The 25,618-nt window shown below is 33.7% G+C and carries 26 protein-coding genes; 6 read left to right on the forward strand and 20 right to left on the reverse strand.

The window, feature by feature from the left end; genetic code table 11:
* Positions 1–249 precede the first annotated feature (249 nt).
* From ABJI11_RS05260 to ABJI11_RS05270, 3 genes are all read right to left on the reverse strand, one after another.
* Positions 250–1,317: an OmpA family protein gene (locus ABJI11_RS05260; RefSeq protein WP_348350073.1), complete on the reverse strand. Its 1,068-nt coding sequence runs from the start codon at positions 1,315–1,317 to the stop codon at positions 250–252.
* Between the two features lie 78 nt (positions 1,318–1,395).
* Positions 1,396–2,028 carry a DUF998 domain-containing protein gene (locus ABJI11_RS05265; protein ID WP_348350075.1) on the reverse strand — a complete coding sequence of 211 codons (633 nt, stop codon included), beginning with the start codon at positions 2,026–2,028 and terminating at the stop codon, positions 1,396–1,398.
* A gap of 71 nt (positions 2,029–2,099) precedes the next feature.
* Entirely contained in the window at positions 2,100–2,993 is an 894-nt protein-coding gene (locus tag ABJI11_RS05270) for a sterol desaturase family protein (RefSeq protein ID WP_348350077.1), read from the reverse strand.
* Between the two features lie 195 nt (positions 2,994–3,188).
* Between ABJI11_RS05270 and ABJI11_RS05275 the strand changes: the two genes are divergently transcribed.
* The gene (locus tag ABJI11_RS05275; protein ID WP_348350079.1) at positions 3,189–3,665 is read left to right on the forward strand and encodes a DNA starvation/stationary phase protection protein; all 477 of its coding nucleotides are present in this window, start codon (positions 3,189–3,191) and stop codon (positions 3,663–3,665) included.
* Between the two features lie 84 nt (positions 3,666–3,749).
* Here the strand turns inward: ABJI11_RS05275 and ABJI11_RS05280 are convergent, their stop codons facing one another.
* Both ABJI11_RS05280 and ABJI11_RS05285 read right to left on the reverse strand, forming a co-directional pair.
* Positions 3,750–4,328, reverse strand: coding sequence for a hypothetical protein (locus ABJI11_RS05280; RefSeq protein WP_348350081.1), 579 nt, complete (start codon positions 4,326–4,328; stop codon positions 3,750–3,752).
* A gap of 92 nt (positions 4,329–4,420) precedes the next feature.
* Positions 4,421–4,837: a VOC family protein gene (locus ABJI11_RS05285; protein ID WP_348350083.1), complete on the reverse strand. Its 417-nt coding sequence runs from the start codon at positions 4,835–4,837 to the stop codon at positions 4,421–4,423.
* 244 nt (positions 4,838–5,081) lie between these two features.
* Here ABJI11_RS05285 and ABJI11_RS05290 point away from each other — a divergent pair, with 244 nt between their 5' ends.
* The 3 genes from ABJI11_RS05290 (at position 5,082) to can (ending at position 7,738) form a co-directional block, all read left to right on the forward strand.
* On the forward strand, positions 5,082–5,390 hold the full coding sequence (locus tag ABJI11_RS05290; protein WP_348350085.1) for a hypothetical protein: 309 nt from the start codon (positions 5,082–5,084) through the stop codon (positions 5,388–5,390).
* A 133-nt stretch (positions 5,391–5,523) separates the two neighbouring features.
* Positions 5,524–7,083, forward strand: a complete 1,560-nt coding sequence (locus ABJI11_RS05295; protein WP_348350087.1) for a SulP family inorganic anion transporter — start codon at positions 5,524–5,526, stop codon at positions 7,081–7,083.
* 16 nt (positions 7,084–7,099) lie between these two features.
* On the forward strand, positions 7,100–7,738 hold the full coding sequence (gene can, locus ABJI11_RS05300; RefSeq protein ID WP_348350089.1) for a carbonate dehydratase: 639 nt from the start codon (positions 7,100–7,102) through the stop codon (positions 7,736–7,738).
* Between the two features lie 71 nt (positions 7,739–7,809).
* Here the strand turns inward: can and ABJI11_RS05305 are convergent, their stop codons facing one another.
* The 15 genes from ABJI11_RS05305 to ABJI11_RS05375 form a co-directional block, all read right to left on the reverse strand.
* Entirely contained in the window at positions 7,810–7,998 is a 189-nt protein-coding gene (locus ABJI11_RS05305) for a hypothetical protein (protein ID WP_348350091.1), read from the reverse strand.
* A 104-nt stretch (positions 7,999–8,102) separates the two neighbouring features.
* Positions 8,103–8,687, reverse strand: a complete 585-nt coding sequence (locus tag ABJI11_RS05310) for a hypothetical protein (RefSeq protein ID WP_348350093.1) — start codon at positions 8,685–8,687, stop codon at positions 8,103–8,105.
* Positions 8,688–8,706: 19 nt separating this feature from the next.
* On the reverse strand, positions 8,707–9,108 hold the full coding sequence (locus tag ABJI11_RS05315) for a hypothetical protein (RefSeq protein ID WP_348350095.1): 402 nt from the start codon (positions 9,106–9,108) through the stop codon (positions 8,707–8,709).
* A 67-nt stretch (positions 9,109–9,175) separates the two neighbouring features.
* Positions 9,176–10,621, reverse strand: a complete 1,446-nt coding sequence (locus ABJI11_RS05320; protein WP_348350097.1) for a carbon starvation CstA family protein — start codon at positions 10,619–10,621, stop codon at positions 9,176–9,178.
* Between the two features lie 187 nt (positions 10,622–10,808).
* Complete coding sequence (locus ABJI11_RS05325) at positions 10,809–12,116, reverse strand: PQQ-binding-like beta-propeller repeat protein (RefSeq protein WP_348350099.1); 1,308 nt, start codon at positions 12,114–12,116, stop codon at positions 10,809–10,811.
* 169 nt (positions 12,117–12,285) lie between these two features.
* Positions 12,286–12,678 (reverse strand): hypothetical protein, encoded by a 393-nt coding sequence (locus tag ABJI11_RS05330; RefSeq protein WP_348350101.1) that lies wholly within the window; start codon positions 12,676–12,678, stop codon positions 12,286–12,288.
* A gap of 93 nt (positions 12,679–12,771) precedes the next feature.
* A complete protein-coding gene (locus ABJI11_RS05335; RefSeq protein ID WP_348350103.1) occupies positions 12,772–13,248 on the reverse strand; it encodes a hypothetical protein in 477 nt (158 codons plus the stop codon).
* Positions 13,245–13,694: a GNAT family N-acetyltransferase gene (locus ABJI11_RS05340; protein ID WP_348350105.1), complete on the reverse strand. Its 450-nt coding sequence runs from the start codon at positions 13,692–13,694 to the stop codon at positions 13,245–13,247. Before ABJI11_RS05340 ends, ABJI11_RS05335 begins: the two co-directional genes overlap by 4 nt.
* Positions 13,695–13,805: 111 nt before the next feature.
* On the reverse strand, positions 13,806–14,396 hold the full coding sequence (locus ABJI11_RS05345) for a hypothetical protein (RefSeq protein ID WP_348350106.1): 591 nt from the start codon (positions 14,394–14,396) through the stop codon (positions 13,806–13,808).
* A 196-nt stretch (positions 14,397–14,592) separates the two neighbouring features.
* A complete protein-coding gene (locus ABJI11_RS05350; RefSeq protein WP_348350108.1) occupies positions 14,593–15,141 on the reverse strand; it encodes a hypothetical protein in 549 nt (182 codons plus the stop codon).
* A gap of 210 nt (positions 15,142–15,351) precedes the next feature.
* Positions 15,352–15,891: a hypothetical protein gene (locus ABJI11_RS05355; protein ID WP_348350110.1), complete on the reverse strand. Its 540-nt coding sequence runs from the start codon at positions 15,889–15,891 to the stop codon at positions 15,352–15,354.
* Positions 15,892–16,108: 217 nt separating this feature from the next.
* A complete protein-coding gene (locus tag ABJI11_RS05360; RefSeq protein ID WP_348350112.1) occupies positions 16,109–16,936 on the reverse strand; it encodes a hypothetical protein in 828 nt (275 codons plus the stop codon).
* A gap of 159 nt (positions 16,937–17,095) precedes the next feature.
* Complete coding sequence (locus ABJI11_RS05365; protein WP_348350114.1) at positions 17,096–17,476, reverse strand: hypothetical protein; 381 nt, start codon at positions 17,474–17,476, stop codon at positions 17,096–17,098.
* Positions 17,473–17,952 (reverse strand): hypothetical protein, encoded by a 480-nt coding sequence (locus ABJI11_RS05370; protein WP_348350116.1) that lies wholly within the window; start codon positions 17,950–17,952, stop codon positions 17,473–17,475. The genes ABJI11_RS05365 and ABJI11_RS05370 overlap by 4 nt, the downstream gene beginning before the upstream one ends.
* 82 nt (positions 17,953–18,034) lie before the next feature.
* Positions 18,035–21,271 carry a S41 family peptidase gene (locus ABJI11_RS05375; protein ID WP_348350118.1) on the reverse strand — a complete coding sequence of 1,079 codons (3,237 nt, stop codon included), beginning with the start codon at positions 21,269–21,271 and terminating at the stop codon, positions 18,035–18,037.
* A 154-nt stretch (positions 21,272–21,425) separates the two neighbouring features.
* Between ABJI11_RS05375 and ABJI11_RS05380 the strand changes: the two genes are divergently transcribed.
* Positions 21,426–22,019 carry a methyltransferase domain-containing protein gene (locus tag ABJI11_RS05380; RefSeq protein ID WP_348350120.1) on the forward strand — a complete coding sequence of 198 codons (594 nt, stop codon included), beginning with the start codon at positions 21,426–21,428 and terminating at the stop codon, positions 22,017–22,019.
* 326 nt (positions 22,020–22,345) lie between these two features.
* Positions 22,346–25,582 carry a hypothetical protein gene (locus ABJI11_RS05385; RefSeq protein ID WP_348350122.1) on the forward strand — a complete coding sequence of 1,079 codons (3,237 nt, stop codon included), beginning with the start codon at positions 22,346–22,348 and terminating at the stop codon, positions 25,580–25,582.
* The last annotated feature ends 36 nt before the right edge of the window (positions 25,583–25,618 follow it).

Below are 25,618 nucleotides of genomic sequence, written 5' to 3' on the forward strand. Positions count from 1 at the left end.
ATTATAGCCGTAAAAGGTAATCCTGTTGCCGATATTTCTTCTATGAAAAATGTATCTTTTGTAATGAAAGATGGGGTTATTTATAAGAAGTAGTTGTTGGTTGTCACTTCGCTTTCGCTTAGTAACTTTAACGTATTGTCGTCCTAAGCTTAGTTGAAGGGATTGGAACACGCTGATTACAGCTACTTTCAATTACTAAAAAACACTATAATTAATACTAACTAGTTTCTTTTCAATACTCAAAAACAATTACATCTTCACCAATTCCACTCGTCTGTTCTTAGCTTTATTTTCATCGGTATCATTGGCTACCAATGGTTTTTCAGAACCAAAACCTGAAGCCTTTAACCGTTTTATATTAATACCTTTTCCTGCTAAAGCATACATCACCGTATTAGCACGATCTATTGATAATTGCTTATTTCTATCATCTGTACCAGTGTTATCCGTATGCCCTTCTATAGATAATTTTAATTCTGGGTTGGTGTCTAATAATATGAATATCTGATCTACAATTTCTAACGCATCTGTTTTTAGGGTTGCCTTATCAGTATCAAAATTTATATTTAAAATAGCTTTACCATTGTTATCAATATCATCTTTCATTTCAGATGCCGTAGGTGCTTTTATGGTCTGTACAAAGTCTTCTAATTCAACAACGCCTGCCTCTGCCCCATATGTGTTAGACCAAACCTGAAACATTATTTTACCACTTTTATGATTCAATGCATAATGCCTAATTGGATCACTATTATAGGCTCGACCAACTATATAGTCGTTCTGTGCCATTGGGTCTATTTTGTCAAGAGCATACATTTTTTTTCTAGGTACACTTCCTTTAAATATCAATTCTGCACCTATACTTTCTAAATAACCATCTACACTCTTGTCAAATAGCAATTTGTTAAAAGCTTTTCCTTTTTTTGTCATACCATAAAGCATTTTTGCCATTTTGCCATCCGCATTGTAAAATGCTTCACCAGTATACATCATTAACCTACCGAAATCAGAAAACTTGGTTAAACCGTCTTTTGCCGGTTTTCCTTGTTTTGTTTTTACAAAGAATCCTTCAGGTGGAGCTAAATATGGAAACTCTCCTATATGCACTGACGATAAAGGTATTTCAGTCCAATCGAAATTATCGGTAAATAATTCGTCTTTTGGTTTTTCAACCACCGGCTCTTTCTCCTTCTTTACAGCCGTTTCACTTTCTGTACTCGGTTTAGAGTTATCATCAGTTTCAAGCTGATTTTTAGTATCATTTTTACAGGAAATTATACTTATTAAGCAAACAAACAAAAAGGCAAGCTTTCTCATAATCCTTTATAATTATTGGTATTCAAAAATAAATAATTTAAGGAAAATTTGGCTAATACATTAAAATTTAACCAGATACTACTTTATACTCGCCGTTTCCTTCTTAATTCTCAAAGCGGTTGAAATTATAAATACAATGAAACATGTTTCAATAATACGCTGTAAAATGCCTCTGTAACCTGAATCTGGATCGGAGAACAGAGAGAATATAAAAATGCCACTAATTATACCGGTAATTACCGCTATTTGAGACAAGCGATTATAATTCTCCATTTTCTTTAATCCAAGTCCTATCCCTATTAAGCAAATTGGAAAGAATATATAGGTCAAAGAGGCCATTGCATTATGAATTAATTGAGACAAACTAGAATTCATGATATTCGTTGGGCATCCGGCATCACACGGAAACAATCCTACTAGTATAGTTCCCAATCCGTAGAACAATGCCAACCCAAGAAAACCTATTAACACCAATTTTGAACTTGGCAAATATTTAGGTGCGCTAAAGCAGAAAATAGTAATAAGTATTCCGCTAGGTACATAGCCCATGTACTGTAAATACCTTCCGTAAGCCGTATTTATAGCAAAAGATTCACTGATGTACTGACTTACCACACTGTAATCTTCAATTAATAATGGACCAACAATGGCGGAAATTGTAAATAAACTAATTCCTATAATTCCAATATATGCTATTAACTTATTGCTCATTTCTATAATATCTAAATTGTTGACTCTGTTTTAAGACGCCATCATAAAGTTAATGTTACAACAAACAGTAATTATATTTTCTCCTTTTCCTCCCACTCTCTTCGTAAATCTGTTGAAAGAATACTGGTACCGTCATGTTTCCAACCGGGTGGTTTTATCAAATACTTAAACCGATTTATAAATGAAGTTTTAGAGGTAAAAAAATCGCTTAACATTTTATACCACTCCGCAAAAGCAATTTTAATAGGATTGTAGGTATTTATATTTGTAACCAAACCATATACCGGTTTCTCCACCTCTGGCTCAAAAGTGCCAAATATCCTATCCCAAATTATAAAAATACCCGCATGGTTTCTATCCAAGTACTGCGGGTTGGTAGCATGGTGTACCCTATGATGACTGGGGGTATTAAAAACAGCCTCAAACCACTTGGGCAGTTTGGTAATATATTCTGTATGAATCCAATATTGATAAATAAGACTGATAGACATCTGAACCAAAATCATTACAGGATGAAAACCGATAAGTACTAATGGAGTCCAAAAAATGAACGTATAAAATCCGCCAGACCACGACTGCCGTAATGCAGTGCTTAGATTGTAGTTTTTTGAAGAATGATGCACTACGTGACTTGCCCAAAAAAACCGACTAACATGACTGGTTCTATGAAACCAATAATAGCATAAATCTTCCGCAAAAAGTAAAATTAACCAAGACCACCATGCAAACGGAATTTCAAATAGATGATAGAAATTATACAGCAGGTAAAAGAACCCTAAAGAAATGCCTTTAGTAACCAGGCCTATTGCCACATTACCCAAACCCATTACAATAGAAGTACCGGCATCTTTAAACTCATAGTCATGTAATTTTACCTTTACAGATAGAATGACTTCAAGGATTACGGTCACCGTAAAAAACGGAATTGCGTAGTGTATTAAATTAGGGATTTCAGGAATTTGCATACTAATATAATGTCATATTAACCTCCCTAATTTACGAATCTAATTTGTGAACTACAATTACTTTAAAAGTCAACAATTATCATTCATAAAATTTAATAATAGTATAAGTAAAACGTATGGCTTATGTAACTTTTGTTACCCTTAAACAAGGGCTTTATACCTAATTTTACAGTAAGAAATTAAAACAACAGAATTATGGAAACCTTAAATAAAAACGTAGGATTAGAGCAAGATTATAAAGTAGCTATGAGTGACAAATTGAACACTCTTTTAGCCGATTATCAAATTCATTATATGAACTTGAGAGGAATGCATTGGAACGTAAAAGGAAGTAATTTTTTTCTTTTACATGAAAAGTTCGAAGAATTATACACAGGAGCAACAGAAACCGTTGATGAAATTGCTGAACGTATTTTAACTTTAGACCAGCAACCCCTACATACCTTTGAAGATTACTTAGAAAATAAAACGATCAGAATTATCAAAGAAGTAGCTGACGGAGCTACAGGAATATCATTATTAATCGATAATTTGAACGAATTATTGATACAAGAACGAGAAATTTTAGAATTTTCTTCTGATAACAATGATGAAGGCACTGCAACTTTAGTAAGTGATTTGATATCTGGACAAGAAAAATTAATTTGGATGTTAAAGTCTACTTTACGTTAGTATATCTTTTTAGCAAAATTAAAGGGTGAAAATCTAAGTTGATTTTCACCCTTTTTTATGATTTTATCTGAGCTTTAAAAAATACTACATTGTTCTTTTTATAGAACGTTTTTCAATTTCTAATGCACGCTTATAAAAGTCACGAAATTGCACTGTATCATATTTAGCACGCATTGCAGATAACACATCAGACAGGCTAAGACTACACCAATCCCATAACATAGTATCAAAATTATAGGCATACATTTGCTCACCTACTTCTTTACGTATTGCATTTACCTCTATACTGGTAAAACCGTTTTCTACAAGCCTTTGTAAACAGCGCTCTTCATTTTCTTTAGTGAATTCAGTGTCTAAATACGGTTCTAAAATCCAATCCCAATTCCAGCTTTGTGGAATAAGCGGAATGTTATTTCTTTCTGCAAAATTTTCCAATGCTTCTTTTTGCTCTGAAGAAACAAATACAATATCATGCTTTACATGTACTTTACAAACTCCAAATTCCAACGCCATACAATCAATATCCTCTGCCAATATTGTTGATTCTGAGTATACTATAGAAGGTTCTAACGGGTAATCAGTAATTACTATCTCGTTCTGTCGAATTTCAGATGTACCTATACCACATAATAGTTTTTTAAAATTGAGTACATTTTTAGACATACTAAAACCAGTTAAGGGTTTCGATTTTTTAAAATTGAATATGTTTTTAAAGTAATTAATCATTTATAGTGATTAAACTGAAAAATAAGAAATTACTGTTGTTGCTGTTGTTGTTGCATTTCTATTGGTTCTAATAAATCCCACATGTTCCCATATAGATCTTTAAATACAGCGACCATGCCATATGGCATTTTTTCTGGAGAACGAACAAACTTAATTTTACGCTCCATCATTTTGTAGTAATCACGCCAAAAATCATCTGTATATAAAAATAAGAATACACGACCACCCGTTTGGTTACCTACACTTGCCCGTTGCTTTTCATCATCTGCTTTTGCCAATACCAAAGAACATTCTTTTGATCCTGGTGGTGCAACAATTACCCAACGTTTACCATCACCCAAGTCGGTATCTTCTAGGAGTAGAAAATCTAATTTCTTTGTATAAAATTCGATGGCTTTATCGTAATCATCTACAACTAATGCTATACGTGCTATGGTCTGTTTCAAAATATACTATTTTAAATAATATTAAAAATACCGTTTATAAATTGTTTATAGAGGTCAAAACACTCCTTTATAATATTATACAACAGGAACATTTAACATTACGATATTCTTAATAAATCAGTTGATTCCTATAATTAATTTAATTAACATTGTTATTTAACATAATTTTAATAAATAATCGGCAACACAACTTTACTTTTAGCGAGAATAATTCAACATCTTCTTTAATTTACAATTTTAAAAATTGAAATTTTTTCAAACATATCTTATAAGCATCATTCTATTACTTGTCTTTACCTTGGGAATAACGCACAAGTTATTGTCGCAATATTCTGATAAGGTAATTATAGTTTTTGATACGGAACAACAAGATAACCAAGATGAATCTGATCTTGATGAAGAAATTTTAGATATTCATATTCCCCCATTAGAAAAAAAATTATTAAATTCTTTTTTTAGACCTAATAATTTAATAATCAATACAAAACAAAACTTAGCGTTTAAGATTATTGAAATTTTCCAATTCACTCCTCCGCCTGAATATATAGGTTAATAATTTATTTTTCACTTACTCTATACAACAAATCAAGAGTAAGTAATTCACCTTAATTATTAAAATATGGGTTCCATAAAGGTATTTACGCCTTTATGTGATCATATCTCATATATTCAAATTTAAAATTTTCATGAATTTATTAAAACATTGGAAAAAAGACTTACCTGCAAGTCTTGTTGTATTCTTTGTCGCATTGCCATTATGCTTAGGTGTAGCTTTAGCAAGTGGAGCACCGCCATTTGCGGGATTAATAGCTGGTTTAATTGGTGGGGTTTTAGTTGGTTATTTTTCTGGTTCCTCTATTGGTGTAAGTGGTCCGGCTGCTGGTTTAGTCGTTATCGTATATAATGCTATCGCAGATTTAGGAAGCTATGAACTTTTTCTAACCGCTGTCATTTTAGCTGGTGTAATTCAAATTTTACTGGGTATATTTCGAGCGGGAGTTATTGGCTATTACTTTCCTTCTGCAGTGATTAAAGGTATGTTATGCGCCATAGGAATCATGATTTTCGTTCAGCAAATTCCTTTAGCATTTGGCTTTAGCGGTGATGTCAATACTGACAGAATTGATTTAAGTGGTTTACATGACCAAATTACCCCTGGAGCAATATTAATTACTATAATTTCACTAAGTATATTATTGATTTGGGATGGTATACTAGCAAAAAAAAGTAGAGTTTTTAAGCTAGTTCCCGCACCATTAATAGCTGTGATTGTAGGTATATTAATCTACATCACTTTCGGAAAATCTGGTTTTCTTGAGCTTCACGAGAGTCAACTTGTAAGCGTACCTATACCTAAAGATGTAGCATCTTTTATGGGACAATTTACATTACCGGATTTTTCTGCATTAACAGACAAAAAAGTCTATATAATTGCATTTACCATTGCTATTGTGGCAAGTTTGGAGACTTTATTGAGTGTAGAGGCTTCAGATAAACTTGACCCCTTAAAAAGACAAACACCTACTAATAGAGAGTTGATAGCCCAAGGCATTGGTAATAGTATTTCTGGTTTAATTGGTGGTATACCTATTACACAAGTTGTAGTGCGTAGTTCTGCCAATGTAATGAGCGGAGCCGTTACCAAACTTTCTGCAATATTACATGGTATTTTGATTCTTATAAGTGTAATTGCCATCCCCACCTTATTAAACCTAATTCCGCAGGCTGTATTAGCCAGCGTACTTTTAGTTATTGGCTATAAGCTTGCCAGTCCTAAATCTTTTGTTCAAATGTATAAATTAGGCAGGGCTCAATTTATACCATTCATAATAACTGTAATCGGTATAGTAACTACAGATTTATTAAAAGGTATTTTAATAGGGCTTACCGTAGGTTTAATTGTTGTTCTCTTAAAGTCTTATTACAACTCTCATCAATTACTTGTAAAGGAGAACAATGGTAAAAAGAATATATTTCATGTAAATTTTGCAGAAGAAGTCACCTTTATTAACAAGGGTCCGATTATTAAAGAATTAGATGCCTTAGAAAGCAATTGCTTTTTAGAATTAGACTTTAGAAAAACCAAAGTTTTAGACTATGATATTCTCGAATATTTAGATGAATTTTCTATTAAGGCAAAGAATAATAACATCAATATTAAAATGATTGCAGAAAATGAAACTTTAGATAATCCAGAAAGTTTTAGAAAATATTTCGGACATCAAGTATTCCATTTAGAGCACTAATAACATATAAAAGCATATGAAATCAGATTTTTATAAAAGCTTGATTGATAATAATAAAAAATGGGTTGCTTCTAAATTAGATGGCGACCCAGAATATTTCAAGAAGTTAGAGAAAGGTCAACAACCACCATTATTATGGATTGGTTGCTCTGACAGTCGTGTACCTGCAAACGAAATAATTGGCGGTAAGCCCGGTGAGGTTTTTGTACATAGAAACATAGCCAATATGGTGGTACATTCAGACATGAATATGCTTAGTGTTTTAGATTATGCCGTTAATGTGCTGAAAATAAAACATATTATCGTTTGTGGTCATTACGGTTGCGGTGGAGTAAAAGCTGCCATGGGAAGTAAATCTTATGGTCTTGCCGATAATTGGATTAGACACATTAGAGATGTCTACAGACAACACCAAATTGAACTTAGGGACATATCTGAAGAAAAGGTTTTTGACCGTTTCGTTGAATTTAATGCTATGGAACAGGTCTATAATCTCGCAAAAACTTCTATTGTACAAAATGCATGGGAAAGAGGCCAAGAACTTTATCTACACGGTTGGGTTTATGGTGTAGGCACGGGCATTGTAAAAGACTTAGAAGTCAATTTTAACTGCAATTCTCAATTGGAAGAATTTTATAGACTGGGCATTATTTAAAAAAATAGCAATGATAACTCTTAATAAGAACACGACGCCAAGAAGACAAAATTTTTATTCGTTTTTGCGTGCTATGGTAATTTCTTAGGAAACTTTTCAAAATAAAAATCGGTTTGATTATCGTTTAGAAACAGAGAACCAATTGGTCTAACCGTCTGGTTATTATTTGAATCTACAGATGCAACGGAAATATGGAAATTAGAATTAAAGCTCTTATTGAAATGTGCTCTGATTTTATTCCAGTCTTGAGTGATGTTCATTTTAAATTAATTAAAGATAAACCGTCTGGGTTTGAAACAACTTATTTTCTATTCATAATAGCAATAAAAACGTTTTTCTTCTTAGAAGATATTTATTAAAAATATCAATTCAAACCAATTACATCTTTACGCACTTTTTTTCTCCATTTATCTTTATATTTCAAATCCAGAAACATAAATGCACGTCTATTATACTTTTCTATGCATTCATAAACTTCCGAAGGTTCACAACCAAAATCAAAATATTTTAATTTGTATTTTTTTTCGAATCTATTATCAGATTTCGAATTTGCTACAGGAGCTATACTGCCAATAATATAGAGTTTAATTTCTGTTTTTCTCCAATCCTGCATAACGCTATCTAGGTTACAAGTTACTGAAATAATTATAGATTTAGGTTTGCTCCTTTTAGTCCATTCAGATAAATATTTATAATTAAGCGTACCGTAAAAACCCGCTGAAATTTCTAAATCATACGTTTCCCTTTTCTTACTTGGGACTAGTTTAAAAAAGCCAGTGCTATCTGCCATTGTTCCATTACTTGAACTTTTTTCTATAATATAAATTGCCCCTTCCGGTGCAGATTTAGTAACGGAAGAAATTACTCGACCATGTATAGTATCTTCTACTTGCGAAACAGAAATATTTGAGAAGAAAATTGTAATAATTAATAATAGTTTAAATTTCATTTTTCATTCTTAAACAATTTTACAAATAATTCATATCAATATACATCCAAGAATACATCAACAATTTTAATCCTATAACTACAACAAAGGAAGCCAACAAACTGAACCAAAACTTCTTTCTATGGTGTTTATATTTCCGATTTATATAATACACCTGTACAGGAATAAATAATAATAACCCTATGATTACCATACCTATGGACCAATAAAAATAGAACACCATCACTACACCTTCCAGAACATTAAAAATTGCACTAAAAGCTTCTAAAATATCATCTATGGAATTTAACCCACTGTTGCTACTATAACTTGAATCTCCACCTTCAAAGAGAATACTTACTTCAATGAAAAATAGAACTGCATTAAACAGTAGGTAAAGCACTAACCAAGCTATTTTTTTTAGTATGATTTTTAGATTCATTTTTAAATTGATGTGATAGCTTCCGTTATAGTTATTCCTTCAATTAATTTACTTTAATCATAATTGTTTAGAGTACATCTGTTCTATCCATTTCTACTTTATTTTTATCTGTATTATTATCTGCCAATTTCATAAAAAACAACACCGTCAGAAAAGTAGAAATTCCGATACCAATCCAATTGGAAATTACAATATCTAAACCCAAACCAACATTAGGGTCATAAAAAATATAGGAACCAACCACGGAGGTAATGAAAAATGCCGGCACTAATGCAATGATATAATGTGTTTTCTTTTGATATAAATATACAGCTCCAATCCAAAGGGCTATGCTGGCTGTTACTTGGTTTGCCCAAGAAAAATACCTCCACAGCAGTTGAAAGTCCATATTTGTCAATATAAACGAAACGATAAATAGCGGAATAGCCACCATAAACCGATTCTTTAATACTTTCTGATCTATGTTTAAATAGTCGGCAATAATCATACGTGCAGCTCTAAAAGAAGTGTCTCCTGATGTAATTGGCAACACAATGACTCCAAGTACCGCAATGGTACCACCAATGGCTCCTAACGAGGCTATGGCAATTTTATTTACAACGGCTGTAGGCCCTCCATTTTGTAAAAGCTCATTTAAGGTATCTCCATCTAAAATACTCATTGATGCCGCTGCCCATACCATGGCAATAGCAGCTTCAAGTATCATCATACCATAAAATACTTTTCTGCCGTCTTTTTCATTATTGATAGTTCTAGAAATTATGGGCGATTGCGTGGCATGAAATCCTGATAAAGCACCACATGAGATGGTCAAGAAAATTACCGGGTAATACGGTATACCTTGCGGATGCATATTCTGAAACGTAAGTTCAGGAATAGGATTTCCAATGACGAACATACCTATGCAAATACCAATTGCACTCAGTATAAGTAACAAACCCAGCACGGGATAAATTTTACCGATGATTTTATCTATGGGTAATAACGTAGCCACAATATAATAGAAGAATATGCCGAAAAGTACTATGGTCAGGTAGCTAGTTTCTGTACCAATGATATCATTTATCATGTTGGCGGGCGCAGTGACAAAAACAGTACCTACCAAGATTAAAAGTAATAAGGCAAAGAAATTTACAACGTGACTGAATGATTTGCCTAAAAACCGAGATGCTAATGCCGGTAAGTGTGCTCCGCCAAAACGTAAAGAAATCATACCGGTTAAATAATCATGAACAGCACCTGCAAAAATAGATCCAACTACAATCCATATAAATGCAATCGGTCCATATAAGGCGCCCAATATGGGTCCAAAAATAGGACCTACACCTGCAATATTCAGAATTTGTATAAATGCATTTCTGTTACTATTCATAGGTACAAAGTCCACTCCATCTTTCATAGTATGTGCGGGAGTTTCCTCTGTTTCATTGGGCTTAAACGTTTTATCTACAAACTTACCGTAGATGATATAACCCAATACCAATAAAATCATGGAGGTAATAAATGTAATCATGAGGGAGTTTTAGGTGATGGCTTGAGTTAACTTTTAGAGCGTAATAATAGTAAAAAGTGTTATCTATATAAAATAGTAGGAAGTCTAATTCTATTTTTTTAATCAATCAATTAGAACAATTCCTTTAAGAAATATTAATCTCCTTACCGGTCAAGATAAGTACTGTGAAATAAGAATAGATGCATATTCAATTTCCTCCCCTGTAAAAGGATGGACCAAATACACCGTTTTGAGCAACTACTAATGGAGCCATTGAATTACCAAACCTAAAAACAGGATTTAACCAATCTATATTTCCATTATTGGCGTTCAATGCCATTAATCCTGAATTGTTTTCAGTTTCATCTGTATAATTAATGGCATGCCCATGATAAAACAACTGTCCATTAGCGTAAACAGGACTGTTATCCACAGAGATATCATCCCTAAACCAAAGTTGTTCTCCATTACTCAAAGAAACTGCATAAGGTCTTAAATCATAAAAGGATAAACTACTACCTTGATCATAAAGCCCATAAACCACATTCTCCACAATTAATGGTGACCATAGAGCGTCAAAACCGGTTTTAATTTCCCATTGCAATTCACCGGTCTGTGAATCAAGACAGAAAAGCGAAGAATAAACCGTATCTCTAATTGGCTCCCCTTGTACCACCAACCTATTGTTTAAAATATCTATATCGCCTAGTTTTTCAGCTTCAAAAATCCATATAACTTCTAAACTTTGTAAGTCTATAGCATAAAGATTTTTAGCTGATATATAAAGAATATCATTTACTATTAACGGTTCATTGATAACTTCTATATTTTCTGGAAATTCAATTTTTTGTAATAATTGCCCAGTTTCTTTATCTAAAATATGCAGATAGGTAGGGAAATACCCTAAAAAGCTTTCTTCTGACATTACAAATACCCTATCATCATGAACCACAGGTGTTCTATTCTCGTTTAAACCATCATCTAAATCCCCATTTGGGTCCGTTGAATAATACCATAAAAGTTCTCCAGTATTTTGATCTAAAGCTACTACAATACCATAAGTACCAGATGCATAACATATGCCATCTACACAGGCAGGTGGCGTTATCCCGTAACTACTCGTATCATAATTTAGCATGGGAGTACTCCATAGTAGATTTTTGTTGGCAAGATTTATAGCGTTTACAGCATTATCATCGGTAGTAACAAATAAGTTGCCGTCATCATAATCTGCTAGTATTTCTATATCTGTTAAATCGGAAAACGTATATACAAGAGTTTCTTTTCCAGTTTTAGCATCTACGGTGAACAGACTCTCATAAGATGCGGTAACTACAAAATCATTATTTTCTGGCTTACCGGAAACTATGAGATTATCGTTGTCTATTTGTTCAGTATCATCAGCTTCTAAGATATCGACATTATTTTCTTCTGAACATGAAATGCATACAGTTATTAAAAGTAATAAGTTTAAAATCTTTATACTATACGGTGATGACAAAATTAAAATCTTCATTATAACAACGTTTTTACAAATTAACTAAAAGAAATAAAATGCTTAAAACTAAGTGTATCCTAAATTTCATTCTTTTTTAAATGTAATAAAATTCTTAAGCCAAGCGAGGTTAGGAACTTAATAAATCTGTAATTATAACTGTACATAGCATTTAAGCTCATAAATTATTTTACACTAGCTTTTTATTCATCAAGTATAAAACACGTCCTAAATATAATAAAAATGGAACCCCAAAAATTAGTGGTAATAAAGTTAACATAGTATCATTGCTATTTTCTATTATAATTAGAAAAAATGAAATTAGTAAGGCTATAAGACCGATTACCACAATACTATTTTTAGTATTTAAGTCTTTAACAAAAAATGAAATAATTAAAAGCAATTTTCCCGTAAGTGAAATAATACCAGCAACTATAAAGAATTCTTCCAAATCGTTTTGAAATATCATAGGAACACATAAAATATCCAATAAAATCATTAACCCGAAACCATGTCCTGAAGGAATTCCAAATAATATCAATGAATGGAGTATTAATACAATAATTATAGACTTCTTCATCATTTTTTGCAATTGTCTAAAACGAGTGAGCTTAGCCTAGTATAATAGCTAATAAAACTTTTGTTTACCCAAGAAAATTTGCTTCAGGTATAAGTTTTAGCTTACAGGTTTTAATCGGTTAAATTTGGGCTCTTGAACAATGTCAGTCTTCCAAATATCAAGTTCATAATAGTCTTCGCCTTCAAGCCCATCCTCTGAACGTTTATCTAAATTGGAATAATATACTCTTACTCTATAGATACCATTGTCTATTACAATTCGTTTTGCATCAGGAAAATATTCTGTACATCCAATTACCACCAACTTTCCAGATATTATAGATAAATCAGCTTCATTAATTTGAAAAACTTGTTTTAAGTTTTCTTTAAATCTTGGTTCAGATTCATATATTTTAAGAGTAACTGGGACGTCCATATTTCGAACAGTTCCAATTCCGATTCCGTCACTAGTATACGCAAGAAAATTATCTACTGAAAATTGGTCCCATGCATTTCCAAAATTGGGGTTCATATTCTCATCATGAAGATGAAATTGAAAATAATCTGCAAAAATCTCCAACTGATATTCTTTCATTTCAACTTATATACATTTGGATTATGTTTCTCCATATACAATTTTGGATTTGGTAATTCTGTAAAACCAAACTTTTTATAAAGCCATTCTGCTGTATCAGTTAGTAAAATCCAGCGTCTTAATCCTTGTAGATTTGGATGCTCCATTATTTCATCTATAAGCCATTTACTCAATCTCTGTCCCCTATATTCTTCCAAAATATACACATCTCCTAAGTACGCTATTGTTGAGTAGTCTGAAATTATTCTAGCAAAACCAATTTGCTTGCTTTTATGATAAAGCCCAAAAGTCAATGAATTATCAATTGATGTTTTCAAAGTATGAATAGGTATTCCGTTCGCCCAATCGGTTTCATTTGAAAGAAATTGGTGAATGCTTAGAATATCTAGCTTATCCTTATCAGTTGAAATGGTATATTCATTTCTATGAACTTCTTTTATTGTCATTGCTGTTTTTATAATTAAGACGTAAGGCTTTAAAACGCACAGTTAGAAAGAGTTTTAGAATTTACTTTTTACCACGTGCTCATCGACATTTTTTTGTTTTGTTATTCAGTTTTACCTTCCTCCTATTTTCTCTCCTTCTCTAGCATTGAGTTTAATTTCACTTAAATAACTTAAGGTTTTACCTTTAGAATCTACATTTCCTACAAAGCCAAATTCAGGTGAATAAAACAAAAAATATTCTTGATTTTTTTTCTTATCCCTATTCGTTAATTGTTTACAATGTACTTTGATACAATTGATATATTTTTTTGCTGGAGTTTTAAATTTTTGTCTATCTGATATTATTTCATAACTCCAACTTTGGTCATTTTCCATCCAACTATCACCTACTTTGGGATTAGTAGGTAAAACTATAGATTCTTCAAACGTATATCTATTGATATGGTAGTAATAATCCGTACCTTTTCTATAATACGTTGTATCAATATCTCCCCACCCATATTTTCTATATTTTATAAAGTATTCGTGTTCATTTATAACTTCCTTATTATTATCAAAAGACTCGAAATAAAAACTTTCTCCATATTTATAATATTTACCACTACTAGAATCATCAAATAGCGTTATATAATCACTCATTTTCATTTGAGTGAATGAATATAGTGTTGCTGCAAGAATCAAAATCCCTATTATTTTTCTCATTTACTTTTATTTTGGATAAATATACAGATAGCTTACAAGTAACCCCTAAAGTTCCCATTACGTTTAGGCCTTGTTGTTAGCCATAGTTTTTATTTCCGGAATAGGATTTTGTGAATTCATAAATTGAAGCAACACATTCGGTTTTGCCTATTAGTCCGTATTAGGTTTAGGTTGTGTTAGCAAATGTTTTTTGGTTCTATTCGAACATAAAACTTCTTAATTCACCTTTTTTATACTTTTTTAAAGCTTTTTTTAAATTTTTATTCAAGAGTGACATATCATTTTTATCCAAATATTGCATAAAAATCTCACCGCCCTCAAATAGAATTTCTTGAACTTCGGGTAAGTCTATAAATTTAATTCCCTCCTGATTTTCGGGATGTACATATCTATTGTTATTTAGATGTTCATTCAGTAAATATTTAGTCATTGAAGCCATATAAATATTTTTCAGGTATGACTTTTTATCAATTATATCCATTAATCTACCACCTATTATTATGTGGTAGTTGGAAGTTCCATCCATCCAGGTAATTAAAGATTTGTGCGCATAGTAATATTTTTTTGTTTCTTCTTTATAAGGTTGATTTAATAAATAATCAACGGCACTTTCAATATCAGAATCTACATTATCATATTCTTCTTGAGATTCGAAATTGCTTACTTTTTCATAAAGTTTTTCAAAATCTTGAGAATAGCCAATTTTAAAAAAAGTTAGTAGAACTACTAAGAATATTTTTTTCATATGATTATATTATTTGCAAACGTCTACGCTATGATTAGTACATGAATAAAAAGCACTTTTGTTTCCGTTTAAGCGATTAGCCGAATCTTTTTGTTTTTTTTATTTTTAAAGCAAAATCTAAAAGATATCACTACTTCCTAAAAATACACAAACCATTTGTTTAAGCCCTAAGTCCATCTTGTTTATTGATTGTGTTGTATGCTGTTTTTTTTAATCCGTAGAATGCCATTTTTTATTGTCTTTGTCGTAATAATAGTTATAGCCGTAATAAGATTTAAAACCGATAGAATAGTTTTCATTTTCTAATAGTTCATAAATATACTTTGTCCCAATACTTGTCCTTTTTGGAAAATCAATAATTGTTACATTTTCAAGCTCAATTAAAGATTTTGGGTAAGTTCCATTTTTCTCTGCATAATTATCTATTAGTTCAACTATTTTAACTCCATTATCTTTTGAATTCTCAATTTGCCATTCTCTTATTGGATTTGAAATCAACCAAATAAAAAGCAACTGAATAATTGAGATAATAAAATAGAATCTGAATTTTGTTGACTGCTTTGCGTCAAAAGCAACCGCTAGTACGAAACCGATTAACAATACAATCAATAAAAAGACTAAATGAGGAATAAGTCCAAATCCAAATTCCCAAGCAAAGGAAAAATGCCAAACATACAATACTAAAAATAGAAAGGACAAAATGCCAAAAAGTACTAGAGTAGTCTGTTGGGGTCGTAAAATATTTTTCAAATGGCTTTATTTTTCAGCTTGCGTACAACGTTTTAGCAATTGACACTACAGGAGCAAATAAGCGTTTGCTTTCCGCCACGCACATGGCAAAATCTTTTTGTTTTGTTTTTTGTTTTTTGTTTTTTGTCCAAAGCCAAATCCATAAGATTTAGCGACATTATAAATATAGGCAGACCTTTCGGTTTTGCCCTAAAGTCCGCATTACTTTTAGGCTGTGTTAGCGGTAGTTTTTATTATTTCTAATTCGATATGTTCTAATTAAATTTTCTAGCTTTTTAGGACTTATATCATAGTCGTCAATTTTCAGCTTTTCAAACCCGTTTTTATAGTCATAAATAAAATAAAATTCTGTGTGTTTTCCTGAACCTTCCATTATTACTTCTTCATTTTTTATTTCAGTCCAGCTTTTGAATTCAGTATTAACGGTTTCAATTCCCTTGCTGTCTATTGTTATTTGGGGATTATTGTCTAGTACTTGTTTTAGTTCTTTAAAGCCGAAATATCCTCCAGTTAGAGTTAGTAACGTTCCAAAAATATAACTGTCCGATTTAACCAATAAATATATACCACCTATTAGGCATAAAAACATTATTATAAATTCATATGTGTTTTTAATTTTTGAATAGTGAATCACAGATTGAGGTGAAACAGAACGGTCTTCTTTAAAAACGTCTTTTTTCTCAAACTTTTTCTCCAATTCAGTCCATTTTCGTTTGTCAGAATCGGTTTTTATTTCCGTTTTGTTAAACCAACTATTGTCTTTCCAAATTAAACCTTGTTGAATTGCTTTCTTTTTAAGTTCGTGAACGTTTCTAACGTTTTCAAACGCCCAAATCCTCCATTTTGTAATTCCGTAACTCCAATATAACCAAGCAAGTAAAAATCCAAATAAAAAACTAATAGCTATTCCCCAATTAGGAATCTGTTTTTGACTTAACAGATACATACCTAAACAAGGTGTTCCAAACAAAAGAACAAAAACAGGAACATTTACTACTAAATGTCCTCTTTTTATTGCTTTATCAACTGTCATTTGTTCTCTCATTCAGATTTAGCTTCAAATTACTGCTAACGATCTCGGCTATGAGTAGTTGCGTGGGTTAGCACTTAACTTTTCAAGTACGCACCAGACTGAAAATCCGAGAGGATTCTAAGAAGTAGGCGAGAATATGCAATTACTTATAGCCATTGTTGTACACCGTTTTTATTTATTTTTTAATATCTGTTTAACATATTTTCTATGATTGTCAAATCCGTTCTTTTCGGGATTTTCCAAGTCAATCATTCCATCAATTCCAGAGTCGTAAATCTGCCAATTATACTTTTTCGATAATTCAATCAAGGCATAAATTGCGTTTTCTCCATATAGTGAAAGCATAAAATTGCTTGAATGCTCGTTGTCGGAAAAAAAGTCAATCGTAAAATCAGTTCCTATTATTTCTCTGTGATTTCCGTCCTCTTTTAATTCATCAAACGATTTTTCTAATATTCCGCTAAAATCTGTTGGTTCAAGTTGGTTTTCGTCCAGTTCAGCAACCGATTGGATTTTCTGTTTTGAATTAAAAAGTACAATGTCCCAACTCATTCCTGCGCTTTTTTTAATAATTGTTCCAAACCAGCATTTTCCTTTTCTAACACTTCAATCTCATCACCAAGAATTCGATTGTCATCTCTTAATTTATTATTCGTAATTCCTTGATAAATATTCCAAATCAAAGACAATCCAGCAATTCCAACACCGACCCATTTTACATAATCTGTTTTTGGTTTTAGTGACTTTTTAAATTTTAAAAGACCTTTTTTTGATTCTTTTAAATCAATTCCTTTTTCGGTCAACTTTAACCATCCATTATCTCCATTTTCTGAAAAATATCCCCTCGTAATACCAAAACTTTTTACCTTATCAGATAATATAAAAAGGAAATCCTTTTCTTCTTTACTATCAATCTTTAAGTGTTTATTGTCACTAAGGATATTATTCACACTGAAAAATGAAGCGTCATCTAATTCTATGATTATAATATCAAAATACTTTACTATAGTTTTTTCGTTTATGTTCATTTCTCAAATGGTGTACAACAATTATATATAGTAACAAATTACTATATACCTATTTTATAATTATATTTATTGAAAAGCATTTCTACTCCACCTCTTTCAATAACACCTCAATTGACTTCTCCAACTGCTGATCAATGCCTTTTGCAATGACATCTGGCTGATTTTTGACCATAATTTCTGGATTGGTCTCGTTATTTTCCATCCACTCGCCTGCTTTGTTTTTGGCACTTACCGGGACAACGCCCCAAACGCCACCATTTGGTAATCGCTCCCAACCGGCAAAGCTACATGTACCCGGTACGGGCATACCTACGGTTTTACCAATCTTTAAATCTACATAGCCACTTGCAAAACAAGAGCCATCACTATACATAGATTCATTGAACATTGCCAAGGTTGGCTTCGTCCACCTAGAGGTTGGCTCGCCACCTACTACCCTAGCTTCTGTTTCATAGGTTAAAAATGGTACTCCGGTAAAGAACATTGCCAAATCTGCTACCAAGTCGCCACCGCCATTAAAACGGGTATCTACTATGACCGCTTTTTTATCATTGAATTTCCCCAGCATTTCTTCATAAATAGTACGGTAAGGTCCGTCGCTCATTCCTGGTATGTGGACATAACCCAAGGTTCCATTACTCTTTTCTAAAACTTCTTTTTCATTGTTCTTTACCCAGCGGTCATACAACAGTCTACCTTCTTGTCTAAGTGATATTGGTTTTACCGTAATCTGTTGTTTCTTGCCTTTTTCATCTACAATATCCAATAAGGTAAAATTACCCGCAATTCGGTTTAGGTAACGGGCAATATCAGTTGAATTTGCGATAGTTTCACCGTTTATTTCTTGAATGACCATTCCTGGTTTTATATCAAATCCAGATTTATCTAATGGTCCGCCTTTTAGGACTTCGGTAATCTTTATTCCGTCACCTGTATGTTTATAATCCATAAAAATACCTAGCGATGCTGTTTGATCGCCATTATCTATATTATCTGAATATCGACCACCAGCGTGACTCACATTTAGCTCACCCAACATTTCTGAAATCATTTCAGAGAACTCGTAGTCATTACCAACGTGTGGTAAATACTTTTCATATTCTGTACGTATGGCTTTCCAATCAATACCATGAAAGGTAGACGTATAAAATATTCCGTTGGTTTTCAACCAAATATGATCAAACATGAACTTACGTTCTGCATCGGCATCCAAAACCATTTCGGCATTTAATTTTACCGGTTCTGTTTTAGCGCCTTTGACATCTATTTTAGAAATACTACCGTCAGATAAAAGAAATAGGTTTTCTTTCTTGGCATCCCACTGTAAACTTGCCGATTTCGCACCTAACGGAATCAACATTTTTGTGGTTTTGGTGCGTATTTCGGTTTCCCATAGGTTGTAATTTTTTTCAAACTTGGTCAAATAGTATAACTTTTCACCATCCTTGGAAAGTACCGCATCAGATAGTTTAGAAGAGTGTATGGTAAGTCTTGATTTTCTTCGGTCTACATCTTCTAAATCGAACTTCACAGCTTTTACCGCTGTCTCCTCTTTTTTATCCTTTTTGCCTTTCTTCTTTTCATCATCAGGTTCTGCATCGCCTTTTTTCTCTTTTGCAGCTTCTTCGATCATTTTTAATAAATCGTACTCTTCTTTTGTATTATTGAATTTATCCCAAGATTCTTGAGTTAAGAACATGCTGTAAACATCGGTTTCAAAAGAACCACTGGTAGCATAACTTTTAAGTCCGTCACGATTTGAGAAATAGATGATCTGACTACCATCATTCACCCATTTAGGAGAAAAATCATAATACCCACTTTGAGTCAAGTTTTTACGCTGCTTTCCGTCTTTAGATACTAAAAGCAATTCTGTATTATTCAGCGAAACACTCCAATCTACCAACAGCCATTTACTGTCTGGACTCCACTGGTAATATTGATCACCGTCTCGCATATGAATGACTTCATCTGGCGTTAAAATGGTGGTCACTTCTTTTGTTTTTAAATTCTTGACCTTCAATGTTCTTCTGCCTTCCATATAAGCAACATATGTACTGTCTGGGGAGAACTCCGGTAAGTAGATATCTTCCTTTGAGGTCACCAATGTATCCTCCTTTATTAAGGTAGATGCAAAGAAATAAGGCTCTTCCTGTCTTACTTTAGATGCTTTGAAAACACTCCATTTACCGTTACGTTCGCTAGAATAAGCTATAGATTTACCGTTGGGCATGAACTTTACAAAACGTTCTTGCTCTGGAGTATTGGTAATACGCTTGGTCAACGAACCATCTACAGATGTCACAAAGACCTCACCCCTACTTATAAAGGCAATTTCCTTACCGTTAGGTGCAACATCCATCTCTTGAACGCCCCCATTTACAGATACATATGATGTAGCATTACTATCTTCTTGTGTTCTAATTATAATATCTACTTTCTTAGCGCCTTCACCTGCTTTTAGCGTATAAATTTCGCCATCGTAACCAAATGCCAAAGTATTATTACCAATACTTAAAGAGCGTACCGGGTGTGTCTTAAAACTGGTATGTGCGGCAATTTCTGGTGCTCCCGTCAATGACATTGAAAAGACATTGAAAGAGCCTTCTTGCTCGCTTAAATAGTAAATAGCATTGCCGTCTTTTGAAAATACCGGATTACGGTCCTCTCCCTTAAAATTAGTAAGTTGTTTATGCTTTCCTGTGGATGGGTCATACGACCAAATATCTCTTGTAATGGCAGATGTATGATGCTTTCTAAACTCGTTCTCATATCCTTTTCTGTCATGATATACCATTTTAGTACCATCGGTATTTACTTGCACATCCTCAACCGGTACGGTCAATACCTGATCTACCCTACCTCCTTCAACGGGAACACTATACAATTCTGGTTGTGAACCTGTTGGGTATTGACGATGTTCTGCAATATCTAAACGATTTGCACCAAAAAGAACGGTTGTATCGTCTGCAGAGAAACTAAATGGTTTTTCGTCATTACTATGAAACGTTAAACGTGTTGAAGACCCGCCTTGAGCATCCATAATATACACATCAAAATTGCCATATCTGTTAGATGCAAATGCGATTTCTTTTCCACTTTTACTCCAAACCGGTGCATAGTCATGTGCGGTATGATAGGTTAATTGTTTTGCCATACCACCATCTGCAGGCACGGTGAACAGGTTACCTTTATAAGTAAATGCAATGGTATTACCGTCTGGAGAAATTGATGGGTAACGTGCCCATTTTGGATTTGTTTGTGCTGTTGAGACATACGTTAGGCATACCGCCAAAGCGGTTAATAATGAGTATTTCATACGTTTATATAGTTGGTGCTTAGTAGCTTTGAAAGATAGGTATTTGATTTTTCTACGGCAATTAATCTGTGATCAATGGTATTCTATTCTACATAAATGGTAGAAAATTGCTAATTCTGATTAAATTTACCGTGCTAGCAAAAACTATATTACCTTGAAAGAAGAAGAGCATTATTGGACAGAACGGTATAACAATAACAGTACAGGCTGGGACATTGGCCACCCTTCAACTCCCATAAAAGAATATGTAGACCAATTGACGGATAAGTCCATAAAAATTTTAATACCGGGAGCCGGAAATGCATATGAAGCAGAGTACCTGTGGAAGGCAGGATTTAAAAATGTTCACATTCTTGATATCTCTGAAATTCCGCTAAAGGAATTTAAAAAGAGGACTCCTGATTTTCCTGAGGAACATATGCACCAAGCAGATTTTTTTCAATTTAAAGGTCAATACGATTTAATTCTAGAACAGACCTTTTTTTGTTCTTTTCCACCAACGGATAGTAATAGAAATGCATATGCCAAACAGATGGCTCAACTGTTAAAACCGAATGGTAAATTAGCAGGGCTATGGTTTAACATACCACTTACAGGAGATATGGAAAAGCGTCCGTTTGGCGGAAACAAAGATCTGTACACCAAATATTTATCACCCTATTTTAAAACGATCACTTTTGATCCTTGTTACAACTCTATTAAGCCAAGGCAAGGCAATGAGTTATTTGGGATATTTCAAGTTCGTTGATTGGATGTTGGTTGTTCGTTGTTCGTTGTTCGTTGTTCGTTGCCCGGTCACTTCGGCTACGCTCAGTGACCTTGGTTTACGAGAATAGCATGGTATAACTATTGATAATAACTGATTTTGCTATTGCCAACTGATACTGCTTACTGGAAACTGAGCACTGTTACTGCGAACTGATACTGCCTACTGAGTACTGAGCACTAAGCACTAAACCGCAAAACTGTTAAAGGATTACGGATTCTTTAAAAGCATTAACTGTTAACATCCTTTTAAGAATACTTCCTTTTCTTTTCAGCTATTTTTAAGCACATAACTAACAAACCAATCTAATGACAAGAAGATTACTCTCCCTGTTGATGCTCTGCGCATCTGTTTTCGTAACAGCACAAGAATTTAAAATGGACTTAGCTCAAGACCTTAAACCCCGTAATATTGGGCCTGGTGGTATGAGTGGTCGTGTTACTGCCATAGATGTTGTCAATGACAATCCAGATATTATGTACGTAGGTACTGCTTCGGGTGGTATGTGGAAATCTACTTCGGGCGGCGTAAAATGGGAACCTATTTTTGATAAAGAAGTTACTGCTTCAATTGGTGCGGTTGCTATTCAACAAAGTAACCCTTCTGTAATTTGGGCTGGTACTGGGGAAGGTAACCCTAGAAATAGTTTAAATGGTGGTTACGGAGTTTACAAATCTCTTGATGGTGGAAAGACTTGGAAATCTATGGGGCTTGAAAAAACCAGGCATATTCATAGAATTAAAATTGACCCTATGAACCCTAATACAGTTTATGTAGGTGCTATTGGTTCTCCTTGGGGCGAACACCCTGAGCGTGGCGTATTTAAAACAACCGATGGTGGTGAAACTTGGGAGAAAGTACTTTTCGTAAACAATAAAACAGGAGTTGCCGATCTAATCATGGATCCTACCAACCCTAACAAACTAATTGCGGCCATGTGGGAACACAAACGTGAGCCTTGGTTCTTTAACTCAGGCGGTTCTGGTAGTGGTTTATACATTACCCACGACGGTGGTAAAAACTGGAAAAAATTAAGCGAGGAAGATGGTTTACCTGCTGGCGATTTGGGTAGAATTGGTGTTGCTATAGCTCCTGGAAAACCTGATGTTATTTATGCCTTGGTTGAAGCTAAAAAGAATGCGCTATACAAATCTGAGGATGGCGGTTTTAAATGGAGAAAAGTAAATGATAAAAGTGATATAGGTAACAGGCCTTTCTACTACTCTGAAATTTATGTAGATCCTGAAAATGAAAACAGGGTATTCTCTGTATTTACCTACGTAAACGTATCACAAGATGGTGGTAAGAGCTTTACGCAACTTATGCCGGCTTACCGTGCAGATAACGGTGTACACCCTGATCACCATGCCTTCTGGATTCACCCTGAAAACGGTCAGTTTATGATGGATGGTAATGATGGTGGATTGAATATTTCTAAAGATGGCGGAAAAACATGGCGCTTTGTAGGTAACCTACCTGTAGCGCAATTTTATCACATTGCTACAGATAACGAATACCCATATAATGTATATGGTGGTATGCAAGATAATGGTAGTTGGAGAGGTCCTGCATATGTTTGGAAAGCTCAAGGCATTCGTAATAGCTACTGGCAAGAAATTAGCTTTGGAGATGGTTTTGATGTTGTTCCGGACCCTGTAGATTCTAGATATGGTTATACTATGAGTCAGCAAGGTAACGTACAACGCTTTGACCATGTTACGGGTGACAATTATATAGTACGCCCTACTCCACCAGATGCAGATACCCAACTTCGTTTTAACTGGAACTCGGCAATTAGCCAAGACCCTTTTGATAACAGTACCGTATATTTTGGAAGTCAGTTTGTACACAAGAGCACTGATAAGGCATTGACGTGGAAAGTGATTTCTCCAGATTTAACAACCAATGATCCAGAAAAGCAAAAGCAAAGCGAAAGCGGTGGTTTATCTATGGATGCTACCGGAGCTGAAAATCACACTACCATATTAGTCATTGAACCATCACCTGTTGAAAAAGATATGCTATGGACAGGTTCAGATGACGGTCGTGTTCATTACACTCAAAACGGTGGTGCAACTTGGATAGATGTTACCGCAAACATTAAAGGATTACCAAAAGGAAGCTGGATTCCGCAAATAAAAGCTTCTACACGTAATAAAGGTGAAGCGTTATTAATCGCAAACGATTATAGAAGATTCAATTATACACCATATGCCTATCGCACTAAAGATTACGGTAAAAGCTGGACAAGAATTGTTGATGCTACAGATGTAGAAAGCTATACCTTATCCATTATTGAAGATCCTGAAAATCCTAATTTACTATTCTTAGGTACAGATGACGGATTATATATTTCTTTGAATGCTGGCGAAAAATGGCAGAAATGGACAGAAGGTTTCCCTACGGTTTCTACTAAAGATTTAGCTATTCACCCAAGAGAGCATGATTTGGTAATAGGTACATTTGGTAGAGCTGCGTGGGTATTAGATGATATTCGTCCGCTACGTGCACTGGCATCAGACGCTAGCATCCTGAACAAGGAAATTGAATTATTTACCCCACCAACTGCATATCAGGCAGCTTATCAACAACCAACCGGTAGTCGTTTTGGCGCTGATGGTTTATACCAAGGCGAGAACAGAAAGTCTGGCGCTATGATTACCTATTACTTAAAAGAAGGTAAAAAAGCCAAGAAAAAAGAGAAATCCAAAAAGGATAAAAAAGAAGGTGCATCCGATGATAAAACTGAGAAAAAAGACGATGCCGTTAAGCTAACCGGTGTTCAAAAGAAAGATTCTGTTCAGTTTGATTTTTATGATGGCGATAGGTTAATTCGCACCCTAAAATACAAGACCCCTGAAAAAGCCGGTTTCCATAGAATCTACTGGAGAATGGATGAAAAAGGAGCTGATAGACCTTCTAGAAAAGTAATCACCAAGAAAAGGGAATCTGGCGGACTTGATGTTAAGCCAGGTACGTACACGATAAAAATACTTTATGGTGAAATGGAAGAAGAAACTACAATTACGGTAGTTTCAGACCCTCGTTTAGATGTTTCTGCAGTGGCAATAAATGAAGCATATGAAAACGGTAAGGTTTTACAATCTTATATGCAAACGGCAGCAGATGCAGTACAGCAATTGGCAAAAAGTAAAGAGGTTGCTGAAAAATTTCAGAAAGATTTAAAAAAGGAGGATGATAAAAAATACAAGGAGCAAATAAAATCATCTAAAGATGTCATTAAACAAATAGATTCCGTTACCGCTCTATATCTTGGTAAAGTAGACAAAAGACAAGGTATTACGCGTAGTAAAGAAATGACGGTAATGCAACGTTTACAAATTGCAAGACGCTACGTAGGATCTAGAAAAGCAGGTATGACCACTACGGAAAAGCAATTAATGCAATTTGCAAAAGATGAGCTAGAAGCTGCATTACAGAAGACCAACACCTTCTTTTCTACCGATTGGAAAGACTATCAATCTTCTATGAACAGCTTAGAACTTTCTCCGTTCAAAGAGGTTGAATCTTTTAGCTTAGAATAAACTTTGTAATATATAAGAATGCTCATTTAAAACCAT

Origin of the sequence: Maribacter sp., assembly GCF_039968975.1 — a bacterium.
Taxonomy (GTDB): Bacteria; Bacteroidota; Bacteroidia; order Flavobacteriales; family Flavobacteriaceae; genus Maribacter.

Excerpts from the sequence above, each read along its gene's own strand:
- ABJI11_RS05260 (WP_348350073.1), bottom strand. The coding sequence starts at position 1,317 with ATGAGAAAGCTTGCCTTTTTGTTTGTTTGCTTAATAAGTATAATTTCC.
- ABJI11_RS05360 (WP_348350112.1), bottom strand. The coding sequence starts at position 16,936 with ATGAGAGAACAAATGACAGTTGATAAAGCAATAAAAAGAGGACATTTA.
- ABJI11_RS05280 (WP_348350081.1), bottom strand. The coding sequence starts at position 4,328 with ATGTCTAAAAATGTACTCAATTTTAAAAAACTATTATGTGGTATAGGT.
- ABJI11_RS05295 (WP_348350087.1), top strand. The coding sequence starts at position 5,524 with ATGAATTTATTAAAACATTGGAAAAAAGACTTACCTGCAAGTCTTGTT.
- can (WP_348350089.1), top strand. The coding sequence starts at position 7,100 with ATGAAATCAGATTTTTATAAAAGCTTGATTGATAATAATAAAAAATGG.
- ABJI11_RS05350 (WP_348350108.1), bottom strand. The coding sequence starts at position 15,141 with ATGAAAAAAATATTCTTAGTAGTTCTACTAACTTTTTTTAAAATTGGC.
- ABJI11_RS05330 (WP_348350101.1), bottom strand. The coding sequence starts at position 12,678 with ATGATGAAGAAGTCTATAATTATTGTATTAATACTCCATTCATTGATA.
- ABJI11_RS05370 (WP_348350116.1), bottom strand. The coding sequence starts at position 17,952 with ATGAACATAAACGAAAAAACTATAGTAAAGTATTTTGATATTATAATC.
- ABJI11_RS05320 (WP_348350097.1), bottom strand. The coding sequence starts at position 10,621 with ATGATTACATTTATTACCTCCATGATTTTATTGGTATTGGGTTATATC.
- ABJI11_RS05305 (WP_348350091.1), bottom strand. The coding sequence starts at position 7,998 with ATGAACATCACTCAAGACTGGAATAAAATCAGAGCACATTTCAATAAG.
- ABJI11_RS05265 (WP_348350075.1), bottom strand. The coding sequence starts at position 2,028 with ATGAGCAATAAGTTAATAGCATATATTGGAATTATAGGAATTAGTTTA.
- ABJI11_RS05310 (WP_348350093.1), bottom strand. The coding sequence starts at position 8,687 with ATGAAATTTAAACTATTATTAATTATTACAATTTTCTTCTCAAATATT.
- ABJI11_RS05315 (WP_348350095.1), bottom strand. The coding sequence starts at position 9,108 with ATGAATCTAAAAATCATACTAAAAAAAATAGCTTGGTTAGTGCTTTAC.
- ABJI11_RS05335 (WP_348350103.1), bottom strand. The coding sequence starts at position 13,248 with ATGAAAGAATATCAGTTGGAGATTTTTGCAGATTATTTTCAATTTCAT.
- ABJI11_RS05340 (WP_348350105.1), bottom strand. The coding sequence starts at position 13,694 with ATGACAATAAAAGAAGTTCATAGAAATGAATATACCATTTCAACTGAT.
- ABJI11_RS05270 (WP_348350077.1), bottom strand. The coding sequence starts at position 2,993 with ATGCAAATTCCTGAAATCCCTAATTTAATACACTACGCAATTCCGTTT.
- ABJI11_RS05385 (WP_348350122.1), top strand. The coding sequence starts at position 22,346 with ATGACAAGAAGATTACTCTCCCTGTTGATGCTCTGCGCATCTGTTTTC.
- ABJI11_RS05375 (WP_348350118.1), bottom strand. The coding sequence starts at position 21,271 with ATGAAATACTCATTATTAACCGCTTTGGCGGTATGCCTAACGTATGTC.
- ABJI11_RS05365 (WP_348350114.1), bottom strand. The coding sequence starts at position 17,476 with ATGAGTTGGGACATTGTACTTTTTAATTCAAAACAGAAAATCCAATCG.
- ABJI11_RS05345 (WP_348350106.1), bottom strand. The coding sequence starts at position 14,396 with ATGAGAAAAATAATAGGGATTTTGATTCTTGCAGCAACACTATATTCA.
- ABJI11_RS05275 (WP_348350079.1), top strand. The coding sequence starts at position 3,189 with ATGGAAACCTTAAATAAAAACGTAGGATTAGAGCAAGATTATAAAGTA.
- ABJI11_RS05325 (WP_348350099.1), bottom strand. The coding sequence starts at position 12,116 with ATGAAGATTTTAATTTTGTCATCACCGTATAGTATAAAGATTTTAAAC.